Annotated in this window: 20 protein-coding genes and 1 pseudogene; 9 read left to right on the top strand and 12 right to left on the bottom strand. The window is 66.1% G+C overall.

Annotated elements, in window-relative coordinates; translation table 11 throughout:
* Window positions 1-41: 41 nt before the first annotated feature.
* Window positions 42-1,193, bottom strand: coding sequence for an acetyltransferase domain-containing protein (locus AC13F7_RS09010; protein ID WP_482999902.1), 1,152 nt, complete (start codon window positions 1,191-1,193; stop codon window positions 42-44).
* Between the two features lie 223 nt (window positions 1,194-1,416).
* Here AC13F7_RS09010 and AC13F7_RS09005 point away from each other — a divergent pair, with 223 nt between their 5' ends.
* The 3 genes from AC13F7_RS09005 (at window position 1,417) to AC13F7_RS08995 (ending at window position 6,980) form a co-directional block, all read left to right on the top strand.
* Window positions 1,417-3,387, top strand: coding sequence for an OPT family oligopeptide transporter (locus AC13F7_RS09005; protein ID WP_482999901.1), 1,971 nt, complete (start codon window positions 1,417-1,419; stop codon window positions 3,385-3,387).
* Between the two features lie 148 nt (window positions 3,388-3,535).
* Entirely contained in the window at window positions 3,536-5,599 is a 2,064-nt protein-coding gene (locus tag AC13F7_RS09000) for a S9 family peptidase (RefSeq protein ID WP_481470708.1), read from the top strand.
* 136 nt (window positions 5,600-5,735) lie between these two features.
* On the top strand, window positions 5,736-6,980 hold the full coding sequence (locus AC13F7_RS08995) for a DUF819 family protein (protein ID WP_481470709.1): 1,245 nt from the start codon (window positions 5,736-5,738) through the stop codon (window positions 6,978-6,980).
* A gap of 260 nt (window positions 6,981-7,240) precedes the next feature.
* Here AC13F7_RS08995 and AC13F7_RS08990 read toward each other — a convergent pair whose 3' ends face one another.
* From AC13F7_RS08990 to AC13F7_RS08970, 5 genes are read right to left on the bottom strand one after another with little or no spacing between them, the layout of a single operon-like run.
* On the bottom strand, window positions 7,241-7,726 hold the full coding sequence (locus AC13F7_RS08990) for a hypothetical protein (RefSeq protein WP_482999900.1): 486 nt from the start codon (window positions 7,724-7,726) through the stop codon (window positions 7,241-7,243).
* Window positions 7,727-7,773: 47 nt separating this feature from the next.
* Window positions 7,774-8,034, bottom strand: a complete 261-nt coding sequence (gene minE / locus AC13F7_RS08985) for a cell division topological specificity factor MinE (RefSeq protein ID WP_017355894.1) — start codon at window positions 8,032-8,034, stop codon at window positions 7,774-7,776.
* A 2-nt stretch (window positions 8,035-8,036) separates the two neighbouring features.
* Window positions 8,037-8,846, bottom strand: coding sequence for a septum site-determining protein MinD (gene minD, locus AC13F7_RS08980; RefSeq protein WP_088432112.1), 810 nt, complete (start codon window positions 8,844-8,846; stop codon window positions 8,037-8,039).
* Window positions 8,847-8,881: 35 nt separating this feature from the next.
* Window positions 8,882-9,664: a septum site-determining protein MinC gene (gene minC / locus AC13F7_RS08975; RefSeq protein WP_481470711.1), complete on the bottom strand. Its 783-nt coding sequence runs from the start codon at window positions 9,662-9,664 to the stop codon at window positions 8,882-8,884.
* Window positions 9,665-9,679: 15 nt separating this feature from the next.
* Window positions 9,680-10,276: a GNAT family N-acetyltransferase gene (locus tag AC13F7_RS08970; RefSeq protein WP_123728644.1), complete on the bottom strand. Its 597-nt coding sequence runs from the start codon at window positions 10,274-10,276 to the stop codon at window positions 9,680-9,682.
* Window positions 10,277-10,415: 139 nt separating this feature from the next.
* Between AC13F7_RS08970 and AC13F7_RS08965 the strand changes: the two genes are divergently transcribed.
* The 5 genes from AC13F7_RS08965 to AC13F7_RS08945 all read left to right on the top strand — a co-directional run bounded on the left by AC13F7_RS08965 (window position 10,416) and on the right by AC13F7_RS08945 (window position 14,797).
* The gene (locus tag AC13F7_RS08965; RefSeq protein WP_481470712.1) at window positions 10,416-11,612 is read left to right on the top strand and encodes a sensor histidine kinase; all 1,197 of its coding nucleotides are present in this window, start codon (window positions 10,416-10,418) and stop codon (window positions 11,610-11,612) included.
* Window positions 11,612-12,253, top strand: a complete 642-nt coding sequence (locus AC13F7_RS08960; protein ID WP_019184539.1) for a response regulator — start codon at window positions 11,612-11,614, stop codon at window positions 12,251-12,253. The genes AC13F7_RS08965 and AC13F7_RS08960 overlap by 1 nt, the downstream gene beginning before the upstream one ends.
* Window positions 12,254-12,566: 313 nt before the next feature.
* Window positions 12,567-13,646 (top strand): polyketide cyclase, encoded by a 1,080-nt coding sequence (locus AC13F7_RS08955; protein ID WP_481470713.1) that lies wholly within the window; start codon window positions 12,567-12,569, stop codon window positions 13,644-13,646.
* 103 nt (window positions 13,647-13,749) lie between these two features.
* The gene (locus AC13F7_RS08950; RefSeq protein WP_482999899.1) at window positions 13,750-14,121 is read left to right on the top strand and encodes a DUF423 domain-containing protein; all 372 of its coding nucleotides are present in this window, start codon (window positions 13,750-13,752) and stop codon (window positions 14,119-14,121) included.
* Window position 14,122: 1 nt separating this feature from the next.
* On the top strand, window positions 14,123-14,797 hold the full coding sequence (locus AC13F7_RS08945) for a DNA-3-methyladenine glycosylase family protein (RefSeq protein WP_482999898.1): 675 nt from the start codon (window positions 14,123-14,125) through the stop codon (window positions 14,795-14,797).
* Between the two features lie 2 nt (window positions 14,798-14,799).
* On the opposite strand, the gene AC13F7_RS08940 is transcribed toward AC13F7_RS08945, so the two are convergent.
* The 6 genes and pseudogenes from AC13F7_RS08940 to AC13F7_RS08915 all read right to left on the bottom strand — a co-directional run bounded on the left by AC13F7_RS08940 (window position 14,800) and on the right by AC13F7_RS08915 (window position 17,971).
* Window positions 14,800-15,312, bottom strand: coding sequence for a hypothetical protein (locus AC13F7_RS08940; protein ID WP_482999897.1), 513 nt, complete (start codon window positions 15,310-15,312; stop codon window positions 14,800-14,802).
* A 27-nt stretch (window positions 15,313-15,339) separates the two neighbouring features.
* Entirely contained in the window at window positions 15,340-16,149 is an 810-nt protein-coding gene (locus AC13F7_RS08935; RefSeq protein ID WP_482999896.1) for a M15 family metallopeptidase, read from the bottom strand.
* Window positions 16,150-16,158: 9 nt separating this feature from the next.
* On the bottom strand, window positions 16,159-16,701 hold the full coding sequence (locus AC13F7_RS08930; protein ID WP_482999895.1) for a PH domain-containing protein: 543 nt from the start codon (window positions 16,699-16,701) through the stop codon (window positions 16,159-16,161).
* Window positions 16,702-16,714: 13 nt separating this feature from the next.
* A pseudogene (locus AC13F7_RS08925) lies at window positions 16,715-16,837 on the bottom strand (DUF4177 domain-containing protein); the annotation flags it as partial.
* Complete coding sequence (locus AC13F7_RS08920; RefSeq protein WP_123728653.1) at window positions 16,834-17,013, bottom strand: type II toxin-antitoxin system antitoxin; 180 nt, start codon at window positions 17,011-17,013, stop codon at window positions 16,834-16,836. The pseudogene AC13F7_RS08925 and the gene AC13F7_RS08920, both read right to left, overlap by 4 nt.
* 88 nt (window positions 17,014-17,101) lie before the next feature.
* Window positions 17,102-17,971: an SPFH domain-containing protein gene (locus AC13F7_RS08915; RefSeq protein ID WP_346468885.1), complete on the bottom strand. Its 870-nt coding sequence runs from the start codon at window positions 17,969-17,971 to the stop codon at window positions 17,102-17,104.
* Between the two features lie 131 nt (window positions 17,972-18,102).
* Between AC13F7_RS08915 and purT the strand changes: the two genes are divergently transcribed.
* A complete protein-coding gene (purT, locus tag AC13F7_RS08910) occupies window positions 18,103-19,290 on the top strand; it encodes a formate-dependent phosphoribosylglycinamide formyltransferase (RefSeq protein ID WP_482999894.1) in 1,188 nt (395 codons plus the stop codon).
* The last annotated feature ends 112 nt before the right edge of the window (window positions 19,291-19,402 follow it).

The raw sequence follows: 19,402 nt of genomic DNA, 5'->3' as shown, positions 1-19,402 counted from the left end.
CGGCCGCTGGGCGGCAACCTCAGAAGCCCGGCATCGCTCGCTTACAGATAGCGCAGCCAGGCCAGATCCCGCCGCCGCGCCTTGAATCGCGCGAACGCTCTGGTCGGCCAGTACAGCGCCAGTGCCAGCACGGCGGTGATCACCCACAGGCTCGCCACGTGGTCCACGGCGAAGTACGCGCCGTGGGTCTGGCCCCAGCGTGCTTCGGCCAGCACGTACAGCAGCTTCAGCACATACAGGTGGAGCAGGTAGAAGAACATCGGTGCCGCGCCGATGTCGGCCAATGGCGCCAGCGCCCGGGCCACGCGCGGCTGTTCGTACAGGCGCAGCACCAGCAGTCCGATGCCCAGGGTCAACAGCAGGAACAGCAGCGAGGGCGGGTACTTGGTCACGTTGAAGAAGCTCATCAGCGTGCTGCCCAGCGTGGCGAAGGACTGCCACGGGCTGTCGCCATACACGTTGAGCGCCCGCAGCAGCATGAAGGCGAGCAGCGCACCGGCGCCGGCCATCCACAGCCGGCGCTGGCGCAGGAGGGCATCGCCGCCGCGCGCGAACCACGGGCCGATCACCCAGCCCAGCGCGATGACGCCGATCCACGGCAGCACCGGATACGAGGTACGCAGGCGCAGCCCATCTGTCACGGCGATCCAGTCGCGCTGGTGCAGCACTTTCCACAGCACGGCCAGCGCTCCGTCACCCTGCAGGCGGATGCCATCGAGCAGGTTGTGCCCGGCAATCACGGCCAGCGCCAGCACGGCCAGTGCCCCGCGCGGCAACCACAGCAGCCCGGCCAGCGCGATCATGCTGATGCCGATTGCCCAGATCACCTGCAGGTAGACCACGCTGGGAGGGAACTGCAGCGTCCACGCGAAATTGACTACCAGCAGTTCCAGCACCACCAGGAACAGGCCGCGCTTGAGCAGGAAGGCGGATGCGGCCCGGCGCCCATCCGGCTTGCCGCTGGCGTACAACCAGGCCGACAGGCCGGTCAGCAGCACGAACACCGGGGCGCACAGATGCGCCAGCAGCCGGCTGACGAACAGCGCCGGCTCGACCTGCTCGACCACCATCGGATCGCCGACCTGCTGGTGCATGTAGAAGGTTTCGCGCACGTGGTCGAGCAGCATCAGCACGATCACGGTGCCGCGCAGCTGGTCGATGGAAGTCAGGCGGGAAGTGGGGGAATGCGTCACAGCGGCGCCGGTTACTCGGTGCGATAGGATATAACATAACTAAATTGGATGGGTCCGGCCCTGCACGTTGCCGAGTGCGGCGGGTCGCGGACGCGACGGCACGCGCAGGTCAACGGCAGCCTCGATCGGGTGGTGCAGGGTTGCCGGCCAGCGGCTGGCACTACTGGACTTGCCCGTACATGAACGCTAGCGTGGCAGGGATTTTTTGCCAGCAGGGGCTTCCATGAACAACGACGCTGCGCCACGCCAGCTCACTTTCCGCGCGGTGGTGCTTGCCATCGTGCTGGCGGTGATTCTGTCGGCCGCCAACGCCTATCTCGGTCTGTTCGCAGGCCTGACCATCGCCACCGCCATTCCCGCCGCGGTCATTTCCATGGGGGTGCTGCGCCTGCTCGGCGGTGGCACGATCCTGGAAAACAACATCGTCCAGACCGGCGCTTCGGCCGGTTCGTCGATCGCCGCCGGTGTGATCTTCACGATTCCCGCGCTGGTGATCATGGGCTACTGGCCGGACTTCAAGTACTGGTGGGTGCTGGGCATCGCCGGCCTGGGTGGTCTGCTGGGCGTGCTGTTCTCGGTGCCGCTACGCCGTTCGATGATCGTGGAAGATCCGCTGCCGTTCCCGGAAGGCAAGGCGGCCGCCGAAGTGCTCAAGGCCGGTGAGAACCCGGGCCCGGGCCTGAAGATCCTGGCCGTGTCGGCGGTGATCGGCGCCTTCGTGAAGCTGGCGGCTGAAAGTGGCCTGCGCCTGATTCCGGATGCCTGGGCCACCTCGGCCTACGTGGGCAGCTCGAAGATCACCGCCTTCATCGGTACCAACCTGTCCCCGGCGCTGCTGGGTGTGGGCTACATCGTCGGCCTGAATGTCGGCATCGTGGTGGTGTCCGGCTCGATCCTGACCTGGCACATCGCCATTCCGCTGTACCAGTCGTTCTTCATGAACACCGATCCGGCGCTGGCCGCCTCGATCGCCACGGCCAGCTCCACCGAGGCGGCCTTCGCCATCTGGGGCGCGAAGATGCGGTACCTGGGCGTAGGCGCGATGCTGATCGGCGGCGTGTGGACCCTGATCTCGCTGCGCAAGTCGCTGCTCAATGGCGTCAAGAGTGGTTTCGCCGCAGCCCGCAAGAGCGGTGGCCCGGCGCTGGCGCACACCGAGCGCGATCTGCCGATGAAGTGGATGCTGGTGGCCCTGGTGGTGTTCACCCTGCCGCTGCTGGCGCTGTACCAGGCCATCGTGGGCCAGTGGCACGTCTCGATCCCGATGACGCTCATCATGATCGTGGCCGGCTTCCTGTTCGTGTCGGTCTCGGCCTATCTGGCCGGCCTGATCGGTTCGTCCAACAACCCCGTCTCGGGCATCACCATCTCCACCATCCTGTTCGCCTCGGCGGTGCTGGTGCTGCTGCTCGGCAAGGATGGCCTGACCCCGGTCGGCGTCGGCGGAGCACCGCTGGGTGCGGTGGCCGCGATCATGATCGGCGCGGTGGTGTGCTGCGCCGCCGCGGTCGGCGGTGACAACCTGCAGGATCTCAAGGCCGGCTACATCGTCGGCGCCACCCCGTGGAAGCAGCAGCTGATGCTGGGCATCGGTGCGTTCTCGTGCGCGCTGATCATGGCCCCGGTGCTGAACCTGCTGGCGACCGCCTACGGCATCGGCGTCAAATCCGAACTGCATCCCAACGCGCTGGCCGCGCCGCAGGCGAACCTGATGGCCTCCGTGGCCAAGGGCCTGTTCGGCGGCGAGCTGCCGTGGACCTTCATCGGCATCGGTGCGGTGGTGGGCGCGGCGATCATCGCCTTCGACAGCTGGCTCAAGTCGCGCAATGCCCGCTTCCGCGTGCCGGTGCTGGCTGCGGCGATCGGCATCTACCTGCCGCTGGAGCTGATGGTCCCGATCTTCCTGGGCGGTCTGATCGCCTACCTGGTGGAGCGCTTCCACAAGATCCGCGCCGATGACGAAGAAGGTCGCGACCGCGTGCACAAGCCGGGCGTGCTGTTCGCTGCCGGCCTGATCACCGGTGAAGCCCTGATGGGCATCGCGATCGCGGTGCCGATCGTGATCAGCAGCCGTGCCGATGTGCTGGCGCTGCCGTTCCACCTGCCGGGCGCGCAGTGGATCGGTCTGGCCGTGCTGTTCCTGGTCGGTTGGCTGATCTACCGCACCGGCAAGCGCGCGGTGGGTTCGGTCTAAAACGCCCGGATCTGCGTCATGACAAACCCCGCTTCGGCGGGGTTTGTCGTTTCTGCCGCCCGCCCGTCGCTCTGCATGACCGATGGCCTTTGCATGGGTGGCCCCTGCGGCCCTACCATCGGCGTTTTGCCGTTCCGCGGAGACCCCGATGAAACTTCGTTACGCCCTGCTGCCGTTGTGCCTGCTGACCGCGATGCCCTCGCTGGCGGCCACGCGTGGCCTGGATGTGCGCGACATGATCGCGCTGGATCGGGTCTCCAGCCCGCTGCTCACCGCCGATGGCGGCAACGTGATCTTTGCCAAGCGCGTGGTCGGTAACGACAGCAAGGCCAGCACCGGCCTGTACATCCGCAACCTGCGCACGCGTGACCTGGCCCCGCCCAAGCCGCTGACCCCCGCCGGCTGGAACGTCAATTCCGCCGCGCTGTCGGCCGATGGCCAGACGGTGTACTTCCTGAGCGCCAAGAATGGCAGCCAGCAGCTCTACGCGCAGCCGACCACCGGCGGCACGCCGCGCCAGCTGACCGATTTCCCGGTCGATGTGGACAGCTTCCACGTCTCCCCGCAGGGCGACCGCGTGGCCTTCAGCAGCGGCGTGTTCCAGGACTGCGGTTCGGACCTGGCCTGCACCAGCAAGAAGCTGGACGCGCACAAGGCACGCAAGAACACCGGTGAGGTGTTCGACAGCCTGTTCGTGCGCCATTGGGATACCTGGGCCGATGGTCGCCGCAATACGCTGTTCGTGGCGCCGCTGCCGGCAGGCAAGGCCGCCGCGGTGAAGGGGGCTTCGGCGATCAGCGCGACGCTGGCCGGCGATGCGCCGTCCAAGCCGTTCGGTGGCAATGACGACTTCACCTGGTCGCCCGATGGCAAGAGCGTGGTCGCGGCCATCCGCGTGGCCGGCAAGCAGGAGCCGTGGTCGACCAACTTCGACCTGTACCGCCTGGACGCCGAAGGCAAGCAGGCGCCGGTCAACCTGACCGCGGCCAACCCGGCCTGGGATGCCGGCCCGGTATTCAGCGCCGACGGCAAGACCCTGTACTACCGCGCCATGAAGCGCCCGGGCTTTGAAGCGGATCGCTTCGGCCTGATGGCGATGGACGTGGCCACCGGCAAGACCCGCGAGATCGCACCCAAGTGGGATCGTTCGGCCGGCGAGATCGTGCTGTCCGGTGACGGCACGCTGATCTACACCAGCGCCGACGACATGGGCGAGCACCGCCTGTTCGGCGTCGACATCGCCACCGGCACCGCTGAAGTGGTGGCCGACGGCGGCAGCATCGGCTCGCCGGTGATCGCCGGCACCACGCTGGCGTATACGAAGAACAGTCTGAAGAGCGGCGATCAGATCATCGTGGCCGCCTTCGATGGTGCCAACCCGCGCGAGATCACCCCGAGCGCCGGTGAGATGCTGCCCGACGTTGCCTTCGGCGATTACGAGCAGTTCCAGTTCAAGGGCTGGAACAACGAAACCGTGCACGGTTACGTGGTCAAACCTTACAACTACCAGGAAGGCAAGAGTTACCCGGTCGCGTTCCTGATCCACGGTGGCCCGCAGGGTAGTTTCGGCAACGGCTGGAGCTACCGCTGGAATCCGCAGACCTACGCCGGCCAGGGCTACGCGGTGGTCATGATCGACTTCCACGGCTCCACCGGCTACGGCCAGGCCTTCACCGATGCGATCAGCCAGCACTGGGGCGACCGCCCGCTGGAAGATCTGCAGAAGGGTTGGGCGGCGGCACAGAAGCAGTACCCGTTCCTCAACGGTGACAAGGCGTGTGCCCTGGGCGCCAGCTACGGCGGCTTCATGGTCAACTGGATCGCCGGCAACTGGAACGCGCCGTGGAAGTGCCTGGTCAACCATGACGGCGTGTTCGACCAGCGCATGATGGGCTACGCCACCGAAGAACTGTGGTTCACCGAGTGGGAGCAGGGCGGGACGCCGTACGAGAAGGCCGCCAACTACGAGAAGTTCAACCCGGTCAACCACGTGGCCGACTGGAAGAAGCCGATCCTGATCGTGCACGGCCAGCTCGACTACCGCATTCCGGTGGAGCAGGGCCTGGCCGCGTTCACCGCTGCGCAGCGCCAGGGCATCGAGTCCAAGTTCCTGTACTTCCCGGATGAGAACCACTGGGTGCTCAAGCCGCAGAACAGCGTGCAGTGGCACGACACCGTCAACAGCTGGTTGAAGCAGCACATCGGCGACTAAGCCGGTTTGAGGCGCCGCCCCCAGGGGCGGCGCTTTTACATCGGTAGGGCCGGCCGCTGGCCGGCATCTGCACCGCGCTTTCAGTATTCATGAGGTTGCCGGCCCGCGGCCGGCACGACCCAGGCACCCCATCCCCGTGAAAGCACCCGCCCTGATCCAGAACGATATCGTCGTCTTCGGCCTGATCGCCGCCACCCTTGGTGCCGTGTTCTGGACCGCCTCGCGCGAGCAGGGGCTGTGGAAGCGCTTCTACACCTACGTGCCCGCCTTGCTGCTGTGCTACATGATTCCCGGCGTGTACAACACGGTTGGGCTGATCGACGGCCAGAACACACAGCTCTACAACCCGGTCGCCCGTGACATCCTGCTGCCCGCTGCCCTGGTGCTGCTCACTCTGGCCGTGGATATCAAGGGCATCCTGCGGCTGGGCCCGAAACTGATCGTGATGTACCTGGGCGCCTCGCTCAGCATCATGATCGGCGCGGTGGTCGCGTTCCAGTTGATGAAATGGCTGCATCCGGCCACCGTCGCCGGCGATACCTGGGCGGGCATGGCAGCGCTGGCCGGCAGCTGGATCGGCGGCGGTGCCAACATGCTGGCCATGCGCGAAGTGTTTGATGTCAACGCGACCACCTTCGGCCAGTTCGCGGTGGTCGATGTCGGCGTGGGCTATGTGTGGATGGCCGTGCTGATCTTCATGGCCGGGCGCGCGGCGAAGATCGATGCGCGCAGCGGCGCCGACACCTCGGGCATCGATGAACTCAAGTTGCGGATCCAGGCCTTCCAGGCCAAGCACGAGCGTGTGGCGAGCCTGACCGACCTGATGCTGATCGTCGCCGTTGCCTTCGGCGTGGTGGGCCTGTCGCACGCGATCGCCGGGCCGGTCTCGGCGTGGTTCAAGGGCCATGTCGCCTGGGCCTCGCAGTTCAGTCTGGACGCACCATTCGTGTGGGTGGTGGTGATCTCCACCACCTGCGGCCTGGCACTGAGCTTCACTCGTGCGCGCAACCTGGAAGGCGCCGGTGCTTCCAAGCTCGGCTCGCTGCTGCTGTACTTCCTGATCGCCTGCATCGGCATGCAGATGGACCTGCTCGCGTTGCTGGACCGCCCGTGGCTGTTCGCGCTGGGGCTGATCTGGATCGCGGTGCACATCGTGTTGTTATGGGCTCTGGCGCGCGCGCTGAAGGTGCCGTTCTTCTACTTCGCGATCGGCTCCCAATCCAACATCGGTGGGCCGGCCTCGGCGCCGGTGGTCGCAGCGGCGTTCCATCCCTCGCTGGCCCCGGTCGGCGTGCTGCTGGGCACGATGGGCTACGCGACGGGTACGTACCTGGCCTACATCGTGGGCATCACCCTGCGCGCGATGGCAGGGCAGGGCTGATCCGGGTAATGCCGGCCGCCGGCCGGCAGCCTCCTGGAAAAGTGACGCATCGCCTGGTTGCCGGCCAGCGGCCGGCAGTACCGGGAATCAGGGCCGCCCAGGAGTTACCGCGCGTGCGGATTTACGCAGCAAGGAGGCCGCGTTCGACCAGCCAGGCTTTTGCATCTTCCGCATCCTGCTCGAACCGCGCCGAGTGAAGACCCTGGCGCCGATGCGATTGGCGCGTCGCCACGCGCCCGGGAGTTACCGCGCGTGCGGATTTACGCAGCAAGGAGGCCGCGTTCGACCAGCCAGGCTTTTGCATCTTCCGCATCCTGCTCGAACCACGCCTTTGTCGACCCCAACCGATACGTATACCCCCACGCATCCATGTCGGCCATCAACTGCGCACTGCCCACACCAGGCAGCCTGCCGGCCAGCACGATCTGCAGGTAACAGGTGGCGTCTTCTTCGGGCACCGAATCGGTGGCATCGGTGTGCACCAGCGCACGCCGCTCCGGCGGCAGCACGATCAGGTGACAGGCTTCGTGCAGCATCGAGTGCACGGGGGTGTCATCGCGGACATACACGTCGCTGCCGATGATGCCGGCTTCGGGTTCGCCCCAATAGCTGCCGGGAATCGGCGCGCCATCGGCCACACGATGCAGGTGCAGATCGTGGGCGGCAAGCAGGGCATGGGCATCGTCAAACTGGATATCGCCGAGGCGGGTGACCTGCGGTTCGGCGGTGGGGGCAGCGTCGTTCATGGGTTACCGCTCAACCGCCCCTTCCAGAACGGAAGGGGCGATGTCGATCAGGGCTGCTGCGGGCCTTCCGGCAAGGCGACGGAGATATCGAGCACATCGTGCTCGCCGTCCTTGACCAGATCGACCTTGACCGCATCAGCGTCGATGTTGACGTACTTCTTGATCACTTCCAGCAGCTCGCGCTGCAGCAGGGGCAGGTAGTCCGGGCCGCCGCGGTGGCTGCGTTCCTGCGCGATGATGATCTGCAGGCGGTTCTTGGCCGTTTCGGCAGTAGTCTTCTTTCGGTTCAGGAAATCGAACAGTCCCATGCTTACCCTCCGAACAGCTTGCTGAAGAAGCCTTTCTTCTCCACGGTGGTGAAGCGCATCGGACGCTCTTCGCCAAGGATGCGGCCGACCGCATCTTCGTATGCCTGGCCCGCCGCCGATTCGGGATCCAGAATGACCGGCTCGCCCTTGTTGGACGCATTGAGCACGTCGCCCGATTCGGGCACCACGCCAATGGCCTTCAGGCCCAGCACTTCTTCCACGTCGGTGATGCTGAGCATCTCGCCACTTTCCACCCGTACCGGGCTGTAGCGCGTGAGCAGCAGGAAGGCCGGCACGTTCTTGCCGGATTCGGCTTTGTGGGTCTTCGAATCGAGCAGACCGATGATGCGGTCCGAGTCGCGTACCGAGGACACTTCCGGGTTCACCACCACGACCGCACGGTCGGCGTAGTACATCGCCAGGAACGCACCCTTCTCGATGCCGGCCGGGGAGTCGCAGATGACGTATTCGAAGCCGTCGGCGATGAGGTCGTCGAGCACCTTGCGCACGCCTTCCTGGGTCAGCGCGTCCTTGTCGCGGGTCTGCGAGGCAGCCAGCACGTACAGGTTGTCGAAGCGCTTGTCCTTGATCAGGGCCTGCTTGAGGGTCGCTTCGCCGTGCACGACATTGACGAAGTCGTACACCACGCGGCGCTCGCAGCCCATGATCAGGTCCAGGTTGCGCAGGCCGACGTCGAAGTCGATCACCGCCACCTTTTTGCCACGACGTGCCAACCCGCAGGCCAGGCTGGCGCTGCTGGTGGTCTTGCCGACGCCGCCCTTGCCGGAGGTGACTACGATGATTTCAGCCAAAGGATTTCTCCTGATTCTTCTGTTTGGGGGCTGCGTCAGTCCAGCGCAGCGATCTTGATCTGGTCCTGTTCCAGCCACACCTGCACGGCCTTGCCGCGCAGGGAGTCCGGGACATCGTCCAGTACCTTGTAATGGCCGGCGATGGCGACCAGTTCAGCGTGGAATTCACGGCAGAAAATACGCGCCGTGGTGTTGCCTTGGGCACCTGCCAGGGCACGGCCCCGCAGCGTACCGTAGATGTGGATGCTGCCGTCGGCGATCACTTCGGCGCCCGCGCCGACGGTGGCCATGACGGTCAGGTCGCAGTTTTCCGCATACAGCTGCTGGCCCGAGCGGACATTGGCGGTCTGCATGCGGCCCGGCTTGGGCGCGCCGCCGGTAGCCACAGCGCTCGGTGCCGGTGCAGCAGGCACGGCAGCGGCGGCACGCGCACGGCGCGGCGGCGGTTCGGCGACCGGCAGGGGCGCAGGGGCCGGCTCGGCCTCGGCGCGCTCGTACTGGGCGCGGAACTTGGCCAGCAACGGCAGGCCGAGCTGCTGGGACAGCAGGTCGGTTTCGGTGGTGCCGTAGGCCAGCGCCACCGGTAGCACGCCGGCCTTGCGCAGGCCGTCCAGCAGCGCCTTGGCGGTGGCCACGTCCGGAATCTTACTGAGTCCGCCGAAATCCAGGATCACCGCGGCACGCCCGAACAGCTTCGGCGCACGCGCGACACGTTCCTGCATTTCACGGGAGAGGCGCTCCACGTCGAGGGTGCGGATACGCAGATTGGCGATGCCGACCTGGCCGATCTTCAGTTCACCGGCCTGTTCAAAATCCATGTTCGCTGCCACCGATCAGGTCCCCGTCTGCTGCTGGACGCGCAGCGGCTCGCGGCGATGACCCACCCAGGGCACATCCGGCAACTGGTCGCCGTAGGTGTCGTGCACCCACTGGTAACTGCACAGGTCCTTGAGCAGCATGCTGGCGCGCACGTCAACGTGGGCCATGGTGTTCTGGCCGACCTCGCGGAAGCCGAAGCTGCCGTGGAAGAGCAGGGCGGCATCGGCGCCGTGGTCCAGGAACACTTCGCAGGTCAGCTGCGGGTAGCGCAGCTCGGCGTAGCTCTGCGCATCGGCATAGAAGGCACGGCCGACGCCACCGCCGCGACGGCGGCTGGCAACCACGATGCGGTCGATATAGAAGAATTTGCTGCCCAGCTGCTGCTTGAACCAGGCGAAGTTGCTGCTGTCGTGCTGGCTGTCGCTGCCGAAGCCGATCAGGAAACCGGCCAGGTTGCCGTCGCGCTCGGCGACGCGGAAATACTCAGCGCTTTCATAGAACAGCCGCAGGCGGGCGGCATCCAACGGCAGGATGGCCAGGCCGGCATTGTTGTTCAGGGCCAGGACGGAATCGAGCTCGTGCTCGCGCACGTCGCGGATGACAATCGACATTGTGACTCCGTGGGGTAACGCGGTTGGCCCATCGAGGGGCCGTTCGGTCCGATTATTGCATGGGTGGCCTTCCCCCGCGAGCCGACAGGCATGACTTCTGTGGGAGTGCAGGGGCACGGGTTCAGCCTACTATGCGTCCATGTTGGTATACCTCAGCCACACCCGAGTACTGCGACTGGCCGGCCTGTTCACCTGGGTCATGGTCGGACTCCCTCTGGTCTACTCACAGTACGAAGCGCTGCTCCGCCGCGGCGGTGGCGTCGATGCCTGGGCGCTGTGGCTGTTCGCTGCCTACCTGGCCTTCGGTGGGGGCTACTTCTGGCTGACCCGCGGGCTGCGCAACGGCGGCCACTCACGCTGGTACGACCGGGTCATGCTGGTGCTGCTCACCGCCTCGGCGCTGGGTGTCAGCTACCTGAGCGGGTCCGGGCTGGGCAGCATCCTGATGATGGTTGCCGCCGGTGTCATTCCGTGGATGCTCCCCGTGCGCGGTGGCGTGATCTGGCTGCTGCTGAGCCAGCTGGCGGTGCTGCCGGTCTACTACCTGATCCTGAATTTCTCGCTGTTCGAGGCGGTGATGCAGTCACTGCTGTACGGCGGCTTTTCCATGTTCATCTTCGTGACCAGTCTGGTCGCGCGGCAGCAGACCGATGCCCGGGAAGAGCAGCGCCGGCTCAATACCGAGTTGCGCGCCACCCGCGTGCTGTTGGCCGAGAGCGCCCGGGTCAACGAGCGCACCCGCATCTCCCGCGAGCTGCACGATCTGCTGGGCCACCACCTGACCGCGCTCAGCCTCAACCTGGAGGTGGCGGGCCACATCACCGAGGGCCAGGCCCAGGAGCATGTACACCAGGCCCACACCCTGGCCAAGCTGCTGTTGACCGATGTGCGCGAGGCCGTCAGCCAGCTGCGCGACAGTGGCGCCATCGATCTGGCCGCGGCCCTGCGCCCGCTGACCGAGCAGGTGCCCTCGCTGGCTATCCACCTGGACATCGATGAGCCGCTGAGCGTGGAAGATCCCGAGCGCGCCCACGTGCTGCTGCGCTGCACCCAGGAAATCATCACCAATGCGGTGCGCCACGCCGGCGCACGCAACCTGTGGATCAAGGTCCGGCGCGAGCCGCCGGGCATCGTGGTGCTGGAGGCGCATGATGATGGGGTCGGCGCGGACGGCATCGTGGTCGGCAACGGATTGCGCGGGATGCGCGAGCGGCTGCAACAATGCGGTGGTGAGCTGCAGATCGAAACCCGCCGGGGTCAGGGCTTCCGCCTGCGCGCCTCGGTACCCGGCGTGCCAGTATTGATGCTGTCCGCTGTCATTGAAGGAGTGCGTTGATGATTCGCGTCTGCCTGGTCGACGACCAAACCCTGGTGCGGCAGGGGATCCGCTCGCTGCTGGCACTCGATGACGGCATCGAGGTGGTCGCCGAGGCCGCCGATGGCCGCCAGGCAGTCGAGGTGGTTCCGCAGGTCCGCCCGGACGTGGTCCTGATGGACATGCGCATGCCGGTGATGTCCGGGCTGGAGGCACTGCAGATGCTGTCGCGTCTGAACCAGCTGCCGCCGACCATCATCCTGACCACCTTCGATGACGACCAGCTTGTGCTGGCCGGGCTGAAGGCTGGGGCGAAGGGCTACCTGCTCAAGGACGTGACCCTGGACCAGCTCGTGGGCGCGATCCGCACCGTGGCCGATGGCGGGTCGCTGGTGCAGCCGGCGGTCACCCAGCGGCTGCTCTCCGGCCTGGAGCACATGCGCAACGAGTTCGTGAGCCTGGACCGGCCGGACCCGTTGACCGACCGCGAGACCGAGATCCTGCGCCTGATGGCCAGCGGCTTCTCCAACAAGGAGATCGCCAATTCACTGGGCGTGGCCGAGGGCACGATCAAGAACCATGTGTCCAACATCCTGTCCAAGCTGGGGGTGCGCGACCGCACCCGGGCGGTGCTCAAGGCCTTCGAACTGCAACTGGTGTGAGCCCGTGCGCCTGGTGGCGGCCTTCGGCCGGTCATCGGTTCACAGGTAATTTCTGAATCCTGCGAAACCCTTGCGGCGCAAGCGATGCAAGGGGATTTTCGGCCCCGGCGGCCGAATCCGGCAAAGAAATATTGCCCATACGCTACGTGCTGACACGCGCGATGCGTTATCTTTCCGCTCCTTGTCTATGCAAAACCGCTGCCGACATGGAAACCGGTGTGCCAACCCTGATCAACAACACCGGCGAAGCCTGCTAGGATTGGCGCTTCGCTTCAATCAACCCGGCCGTGGGATCGGCCCCGGAGACTCCTGAATGACCCGTATTATCGAGTTCCTGATCGCCTTGGGGATCGTGGCTGGCCTGTTCGTCATCATTGGCGTATGTCTGCCGGGCGAGCGCCATATTTCCGAAAGCATCGAGACCAACCGCAAGATGACGATCGTGTACGACACGGTCAACAGCCTGCGCCGCTTCAAGGACTGGAACCCGCTCTTGCTGCGCGATCCCGCCGTTGAACTGAAGCACTCCGGCCCGGCTGCCGGTGTCGGCGCACGCCTGGACTACTCCTCCAAGGAAGGTTCCTTGGGCCAGGGTAGCTGGGTGATCACCGAGTCCGAGCAGAACAAGCACGTTGCCATCGCCATCGAGGACCAGACCAAGGGCCACGACAAGGTGACCAACTTCACCCTGGAGCCGACCGGCAAGGGTGGCCGCAACGTCAAGATCACGCAGGACTACAGCGTCAAGTACGGGTTCAACCTGTTCGGTCGCTACGCTGGCCTGTACGTCAGCCGTCACGCGGGTGACGACCTGAAGCTGGGTCTGTCGCGCATGGCCAACATGCTGGCCACCGTGCCGAACGTGGACTACCGCACCGCCGAAGCCCCGCTGACCGATCTGGGCATCGTGGACGTTCCGGCCGAAGACCTGCTGGTCGTCACCGCCGGCAACGTTGACCGCGGCCAGGAGACCATCACCAAGTCCATCAAGGACAACCAGGAGTGGATCAAGCGCGTCATGGAGGCCAACAACCTCGAAGCCGCCGGTCCGTTCCGCATCATCACCACCGATTTCGGCGCCGAGAAGTACGCCTTCGACGTGGCCCAGCCGGTCAAGAAGAAGGGTGCTGAAGCTGCGACGGCCGAAGCCCTGACGGTGAAGATCGACGATGGTGCACCGGTCAAGTACGTGCATGTGGCTCCGCATCGTTCGGCCCACGCGGCCTACACCGGCCACATGGCCGGCCTGGACATCGCCCGCAACGCCCTGCGTGCGTGGTCGGTGACCGGCGGCAACGAAGTGATCGATCGTCCGTACGAGTCCTGGAAGGACGGCGTGGACAAGTCGTTCACTCCGGAAGGCACGTACGACATCTACTGGGCCGTCAAGTAATCCGACGGTTGCCGTGATGTAACGCACGACCTGAAACGCGCCGCTTCCTGCGGCGCGTTTTTTTTTGGCTCCGGCCACGGGGCACTGTCTGAAGGACGTAAGCATGCTCAACCTGGAACGACGCACGCGCAAAGCCTCCCTGCTGGCCGGCCTGGGCGGCCTGCTCGCGGCTACGGCGGTGGGCCTGTCGGCTTACGCCTCCCATGGCATCGCCGACCCGCTGGCGCAGTCGCATGTGACCACCGCGGCCCTGTACGCCTTCGGGCACGGGGTGGCGCTGGCCGTACTCGGCCCGACCCAGCAGAACACGTTGGGTCGGCTGGCCCTGTATGTGCTGCTGATCGGCACGCTGCTGTTCTCCGGCAGCCTGGTGGCAGGCGCGCTGTGGAAGCTCAGCACCCAATTGGCGCCCATTGGCGGTACGGCCCTGATGGTGGGCTGGCTGGCCTACGGGCTGAACGCGCTGAGGCGCTGACATGCCCCGTTACCGCCGTGGCTTTGATGTCGATGAAGCGCACGACTGGCTGAGCCGGCGCGACCGGCGGCTGGGCACGTGGATGAAGCGGCTCGGCCCGATCCAGCCGCAACCTGGCTGGGCGAAGACCTTCGACCCGGTCGATGCGCTGGCACGAGCAATCCTGTTCCAGCAGCTCAGCGGCAAGGCTGCCTCGACGATCGTCGGGCGGGTGGAGACCGCCATCGGCAGCACCCGCCTGCACGCCGATACGCTGGCGCGCATCGATGATGCCGGGCTGCGGGTCTGCGGGGTCTCGGGCAACAAGGCGCTGGCCCTGCGAGACCTGGCGCGTCGCGAGGCGGCGGGCGAGATCCCCGACCTGCGTCGGATGTCGGTGATGGACCACGACGCGATCATCGAGGCGCTGGTTCCAATCCGTGGCATCGGCCGCTGGACGGTGGAGATGATGCTGATGTTCCGGCTGGGTCGCCCGGACATCCTGCCGGTGGACGACCTCGGTGTCCGCAAGGGCGCCCAGCGTGTGGACAAGGCCGAGCGGATGCCGACCCCCAAGGAGCTGCTCGCCCGCGGCGAGAACTGGGGCCCGTTCCGGACCTATGCCAGCCTGTATCTGTGGCGGATCGCCGATTTCACGGTGGATCCGAAGGCGACGACCAACCGCTCGCAGGGGTGACGCTACGCGGCCGGCGGCTTCGGCGCGAAGGCCGGGTCGTCGCTGATTCGCGCCCGTGCTGGCTGGTGCTTCTTCGCCGCAAGGTAGCGGTGATGGCGGAAGGTGGCGAAGGTGCCGCGGAGGACCACGACCCCGATCGCCACCATCATCCCCATCCTCCGCAGCGTGTCTGCCAGGCCTGCAGTGTCCTGCCTCAGATGCATCACGAAGACCCATGCCCACAACGCAACGGTCAGGCAGGCCGCCACCCGGCTGCGTTTGTAGACCCCCACTGCCAGACCCAGGTAAACGCAGCCGAGCATCGCAGCAGCGACGAAGTTCATCATGGCGAACACGTGCCGGTTGGTGGCCCACGTCCAGCCGCCCGTGGCGAGGGTGAACACGGTGAGTCCCGCGCCCAGTAGCCAGAGCTGGGTGACTGGCCTGGTGATCCCGCTCGGCACCTGTTCCCAGTGCGGCGCCATTGGCGGGGTGGGGGGAACCTCACCGACCTGGTAGGGATTCTGATCGTCCATGGTCGCCCTCCTTGTGGGTCGCGCTGGTCAGGGTATGGCGTCGTGCCAGCACCAGTGCCACGGTTCGTAGACAATCCCATGCGGGTTGTCCCGCGGGTAGCTCAGCTGGAACCCGAAGCGACCGGCATGCTCGCCCAGCCACGCGAACGCGGCAGTCGACTCGAACGATTCTTCCGCCGGCGGTTCGCCGGGTGTGCCGATATCCAGCGCGTAGCCGCTGTGGTGCTCGCTGTAGCCCGGCGCGGCGTTGACCGTGAGGATCTCCTCCACGCTCAGCCCGCGGCTGCGTTTGCGCGCGAATATCCCGAGTTGGTAATCGTGGCTGCGGTAGCCGGAGATCGCATCCAGGGCGATGCCATCGGCAGCAGCCCGCGCGCGCAGGCGTTGCCAGCTGCGGGCGGCGTCACGCTGCAGCCAGAGTGGCCGCCGGTAGCGGTCGAAGCCGGCCAGATGCAGCTGGGCCGGTTCGGCTTCCAGCGCGAGACCGGTGCCGGCTTCGTAAGCCTCGGCATCGATCCCGAGGGCTTCGAGGCGTTGCTGCAGCCCGCTCAGCGGCAGCAGTGCATCGGGCACACTGCCACGGCGGCGATCCAGCACATGGCGGTCCAGCGCGTCCAGCGCCTCTTCGATGCCCGGCTCGCGCATCAGGTGCGGCACCAGCGGCAGCACGCCGTGCGCGGTGGCCACGGCGAGGTAGCGCCCATCGCGTTTGCGCCGCAGCACCCACTGTGCACGGGCCAGGGCGCGCGCGTCGGCGGAGCCGCGTGCACGCAGGAGGCCGCCGGGCCACAGTTCGATCTCGGCGGTGTTGATCAGCAGGGCAGGAGGTCGGCGCATGCTGCCAGCTTAGTGCGCGCGCGGCGGCCCGGCCAGCGCCTGCAGGGCATTGAGCAGTGCACGTGGGCGGTCCGGGCTGATCACCAGGGCGCTGCCATCGCGCAGCGGCACGTGCAGCACGCGGCTGCTGTCGGTGATCAGGCAGAACGCCTTGCTGCGATCGGCCATGCGGTAGTGCCCGGACTGGAAGCCCGGTACGCCGTAGCCGTTGGTCTTGATCGAAGGCTTGTACCGGCCATGCTCGGCGAAGTCGACGATACGCGCCTCGTCCAGCCGCATCGCGCTGACCGGCACGCGCTTGCGGTAGAAGGTCGACAACACCTCCAGGCTGTCCTCATGCAGCACGATGCGACGCCGGCTGTAGGCCCACGTCAGTGCGGCCGCCAGCACCGCCAGGAACGGCAGGGTGATGAACAGTTCGGTGTGCGAACGCTCCGGTGCGTCCAGCGCGGTGCCGACCATCAGGCCAGCGACGAGCAGCAGCGGAATCCACAGCCACAGCAGTCGCCAGACCGGCGATGGGGCAACCTCGAAGGATTGAGCTGCAGGCATCTCAATCCTCCTTGTTGACCAGTTCCCAGCCCAGGTTGCCGTGCCGGGTCAGTTCGTCCTGTATGTCGTTGGGCTTCACACTGCCCATTGTACCCGGCTTTACTTCAACGGTCAGGTAGCTCCAGCGCCTGCTCATGATTTGCTCTCCTTGTCGGTGGTGGGCTTGGGAAGGCGTCCGGCCTTGCGCAGTGCATCACGCAGCACGTATTCGATCTGCGCATTGAGGCTGCGCAGATCGTCGTCGGCCCAGCGCTGCGCCGCCGCCAGGACGTCGGCATTGATACGCAGCGGGTACGCTTTCTTTTCGGTCATGCGGGGGTCCTTTATCTACACCCCGTGCCGTCCCCTCGGCGCCGGGTTGCGTTGGCAGGTGCCGACGCTAGGTCAGCACGCTGGTGCATCAATACAGCGAACCGGCATTGACCACCGGCTGGGTGCCACGGTCCGAACACAGCACCGTGAGCAGGTTGCTCACCATGTGCGCCTTGCGCTCTTCATCGAGTTGGACCACGCCGTTCTTCTGCAGTTCGGCCAAGGCCATTTCGACCATGCCGACCGCACCAGCGACGATACGCGTGCGTGCAGCGATGACGGCGTTCGCCTGCTGGCGCTGCAGCATGGCCTGAGCGATTTCCGGCGCGTAGGCGAGGTGGCTGATGCGCGCATCGATCACCTGCACGCCGGCATCGGCCAGGCGCTCGGCCAGCTCGTCCTTGAGGTGCTGGGAGATTTCAGCGGCATGGCTGCGCAGCGACAGTTGGCCTTCTTCGTGCTGGTCATACGGATAGCTGGTCGCCATCGCGCGCAGCGCCGATTCGGACTGGATGTGCACGAAGCTCTCGTAGTCATCCACGTTGTAGACAGCCTCGGAAGCATCCACCACCTGCCACACGATCACCGCGGCGATCTCGATCGGGCTGCCATCAAGCTCATTGACCTTGAGCTTGCCGCTTTCGAAGTTGCGCACGCGCTGGCTCACCTTGACCTTGGTGAAGAACGGGTTGTTCCAGCGCAGGCCATTCTCCTTGACGGTGCCGACGTACTTGCCGAACAGGCTGACGACCACCGCCTGGTTGGGCTGCACCGTATACAGGCCGACCAGGCTGAGCAGGGCGGTGGTGGCGAGCAGGAGGCTGCCGATGATCAGCGCCGGGTTGCGGTTTCCCTTGTCCACCCCGACCACGAACATCCACACGGCCACCGCGGTCAGGGCCAGCACCAGCAGCAGGAAGGGCAGGCCGGACAGCGAGCGGATCGACTTCTCTTTCATGGCGGGGCGTCCTTGGGTAGTTGATTGGAAGATATCAAATTGATATCAGTCCGCAAGTGCCGGGCGGGCCGGTCATGGAGGGGGCGCAACAGCTAAAATGCCCTCCCGCCCCTGTTGCCCGGAACACCGCCATGTCCACGCTCGGTACGCCGCTGTCTCCTTCCGCCACCCGTGTGCTGCTGCTGGGGTCCGGTGAACTTGGCAAGGAGGTCGCCATCGAACTGCAGCGGCTGGGGGTGGAGGTGATCGCCGCCGACCGCTATGCCGACGCGCCGGCCATGCAGGTGGCGCACCGCTCGCACGTGATCGACATGCTCGACGCGATGGCGCTGCGCGCGCTGATCGCGCAGGAAAAGCCGCATCTGGTGGTGCCGGAGATCGAGGCGATCCATACCGAGACGCTGGTCCAGCTGGAACAGGAGCAGGGCCTGCGCGTGGTGCCGACTGCGCGTGCGGCACGCCTGACCATGGACCGCGAGGGCATCCGCCGGCTCGCCGCCGAGACGCTGGGCCTGCCGACCTCGCCCTACCGTTTCGTCGATACGGACGCCGAGTACCGTGCAGCCGTGGCGGCGATCGGGCTGCCGTGCGTGGTCAAGCCGGTGATGTCCTCCTCGGGCAAGGGCCAGAGCACGTTGCGCCAGGACGCGGACATCGCGCCGGCCTGGGAGTACGCGCAGACCGGTGGCCGCGCCGGCGCCGGGCGCTGCATCGTGGAGGGCTTCATTGACTTCGAATACGAAATCACGCTGCTGACCGTGCGCCATGCAGGCGGGACGTCGTTCTGTGCGCCGATCGGGCACTGGCAGAAAGACGGGGATTACCGTGAGAGCTGGCAGCCGCAGCCGATGTCGCCACGTGCGCTGGCGCGGGCGGAAGAGATTTCGCAGGCGATCACCGACGAGCTGGGCGGCTGGGGGCTGTTCGGGGTCGAGTTGTTCGTGAAGGGCGACGAGGTGTGGTTCAGCGAGGTATCGCCGCGGCCGCATGACACGGGTCTGGTGACCTTGGCATCGCAGGAGTTGAGTGAGTTCGCGCTGCATGCGCGCGCGATCCTGGGGCTGCCGATTCCGGTGATCCGCCAGAGTGGTCCGTCGGCGTCGTGCGCGCTGTTGGCGCATGGTGAGGGCGTGCCGTTCTTCAGTAATGTGGCGGCGGCGCTGGTGCAGCCGGATTCGGCGCTGCGTCTGTTCGGCAAGCCGAGTGTGCATGGGCATCGCCGGGTGGGGGTGACGTTGGCGCGGGGGGCGGATGTTGATGAGGCGCGGAAGATTGCGCGTGAGGCGGCTGAGGCTATTGGGATCGAGTTGCGGTCTTGAGGTGGGTTTGAGGCCCAAGCCGAAGCTGAAGCTGAAGCTGGCGCTTTGGTTGCTGTCGGTTTGAGGCGATCGGGCAGCCCGATGCAGGACGCGCCGTGAACCCATCCCTGGG

Source organism: Stenotrophomonas sp. K-6, assembly GCF_056861555.1.
The sequence above is the reverse complement of the archived record's forward strand: the minus strand, read 5'-3'. Positions and strand labels throughout refer to the sequence as shown.

Excerpts from the sequence above, each read along its gene's own strand:
- AC13F7_RS08955 (WP_481470713.1), top strand. The coding sequence starts at position 12,567 with ATGACCCGTATTATCGAGTTCCTGATCGCCTTGGGGATCGTGGCTGGC.
- AC13F7_RS08945 (WP_482999898.1), top strand. The coding sequence starts at position 14,123 with ATGCCCCGTTACCGCCGTGGCTTTGATGTCGATGAAGCGCACGACTGG.
- AC13F7_RS08915 (WP_346468885.1), bottom strand. The coding sequence starts at position 17,971 with ATGAAAGAGAAGTCGATCCGCTCGCTGTCCGGCCTGCCCTTCCTGCTG.
- AC13F7_RS08970 (WP_123728644.1), bottom strand. The coding sequence starts at position 10,276 with ATGTCGATTGTCATCCGCGACGTGCGCGAGCACGAGCTCGATTCCGTC.
- AC13F7_RS08965 (WP_481470712.1), top strand. The coding sequence starts at position 10,416 with ATGTTGGTATACCTCAGCCACACCCGAGTACTGCGACTGGCCGGCCTG.
- AC13F7_RS08935 (WP_482999896.1), bottom strand. The coding sequence starts at position 16,149 with ATGCGCCGACCTCCTGCCCTGCTGATCAACACCGCCGAGATCGAACTG.
- AC13F7_RS08960 (WP_019184539.1), top strand. The coding sequence starts at position 11,612 with ATGATTCGCGTCTGCCTGGTCGACGACCAAACCCTGGTGCGGCAGGGG.
- AC13F7_RS08930 (WP_482999895.1), bottom strand. The coding sequence starts at position 16,701 with ATGCCTGCAGCTCAATCCTTCGAGGTTGCCCCATCGCCGGTCTGGCGA.
- AC13F7_RS08950 (WP_482999899.1), top strand. The coding sequence starts at position 13,750 with ATGCTCAACCTGGAACGACGCACGCGCAAAGCCTCCCTGCTGGCCGGC.
- AC13F7_RS08920 (WP_123728653.1), bottom strand. The coding sequence starts at position 17,013 with ATGACCGAAAAGAAAGCGTACCCGCTGCGTATCAATGCCGACGTCCTG.
- AC13F7_RS08990 (WP_482999900.1), bottom strand. The coding sequence starts at position 7,726 with ATGAACGACGCTGCCCCCACCGCCGAACCGCAGGTCACCCGCCTCGGC.
- minC (WP_481470711.1), bottom strand. The coding sequence starts at position 9,664 with ATGGATTTTGAACAGGCCGGTGAACTGAAGATCGGCCAGGTCGGCATC.
- purT (WP_482999894.1), top strand. The coding sequence starts at position 18,103 with ATGTCCACGCTCGGTACGCCGCTGTCTCCTTCCGCCACCCGTGTGCTG.
- AC13F7_RS09005 (WP_482999901.1), top strand. The coding sequence starts at position 1,417 with ATGAACAACGACGCTGCGCCACGCCAGCTCACTTTCCGCGCGGTGGTG.
- AC13F7_RS09000 (WP_481470708.1), top strand. The coding sequence starts at position 3,536 with ATGAAACTTCGTTACGCCCTGCTGCCGTTGTGCCTGCTGACCGCGATG.
- AC13F7_RS08940 (WP_482999897.1), bottom strand. The coding sequence starts at position 15,312 with ATGGACGATCAGAATCCCTACCAGGTCGGTGAGGTTCCCCCCACCCCG.
- minE (WP_017355894.1), bottom strand. The coding sequence starts at position 8,034 with ATGGGACTGTTCGATTTCCTGAACCGAAAGAAGACTACTGCCGAAACG.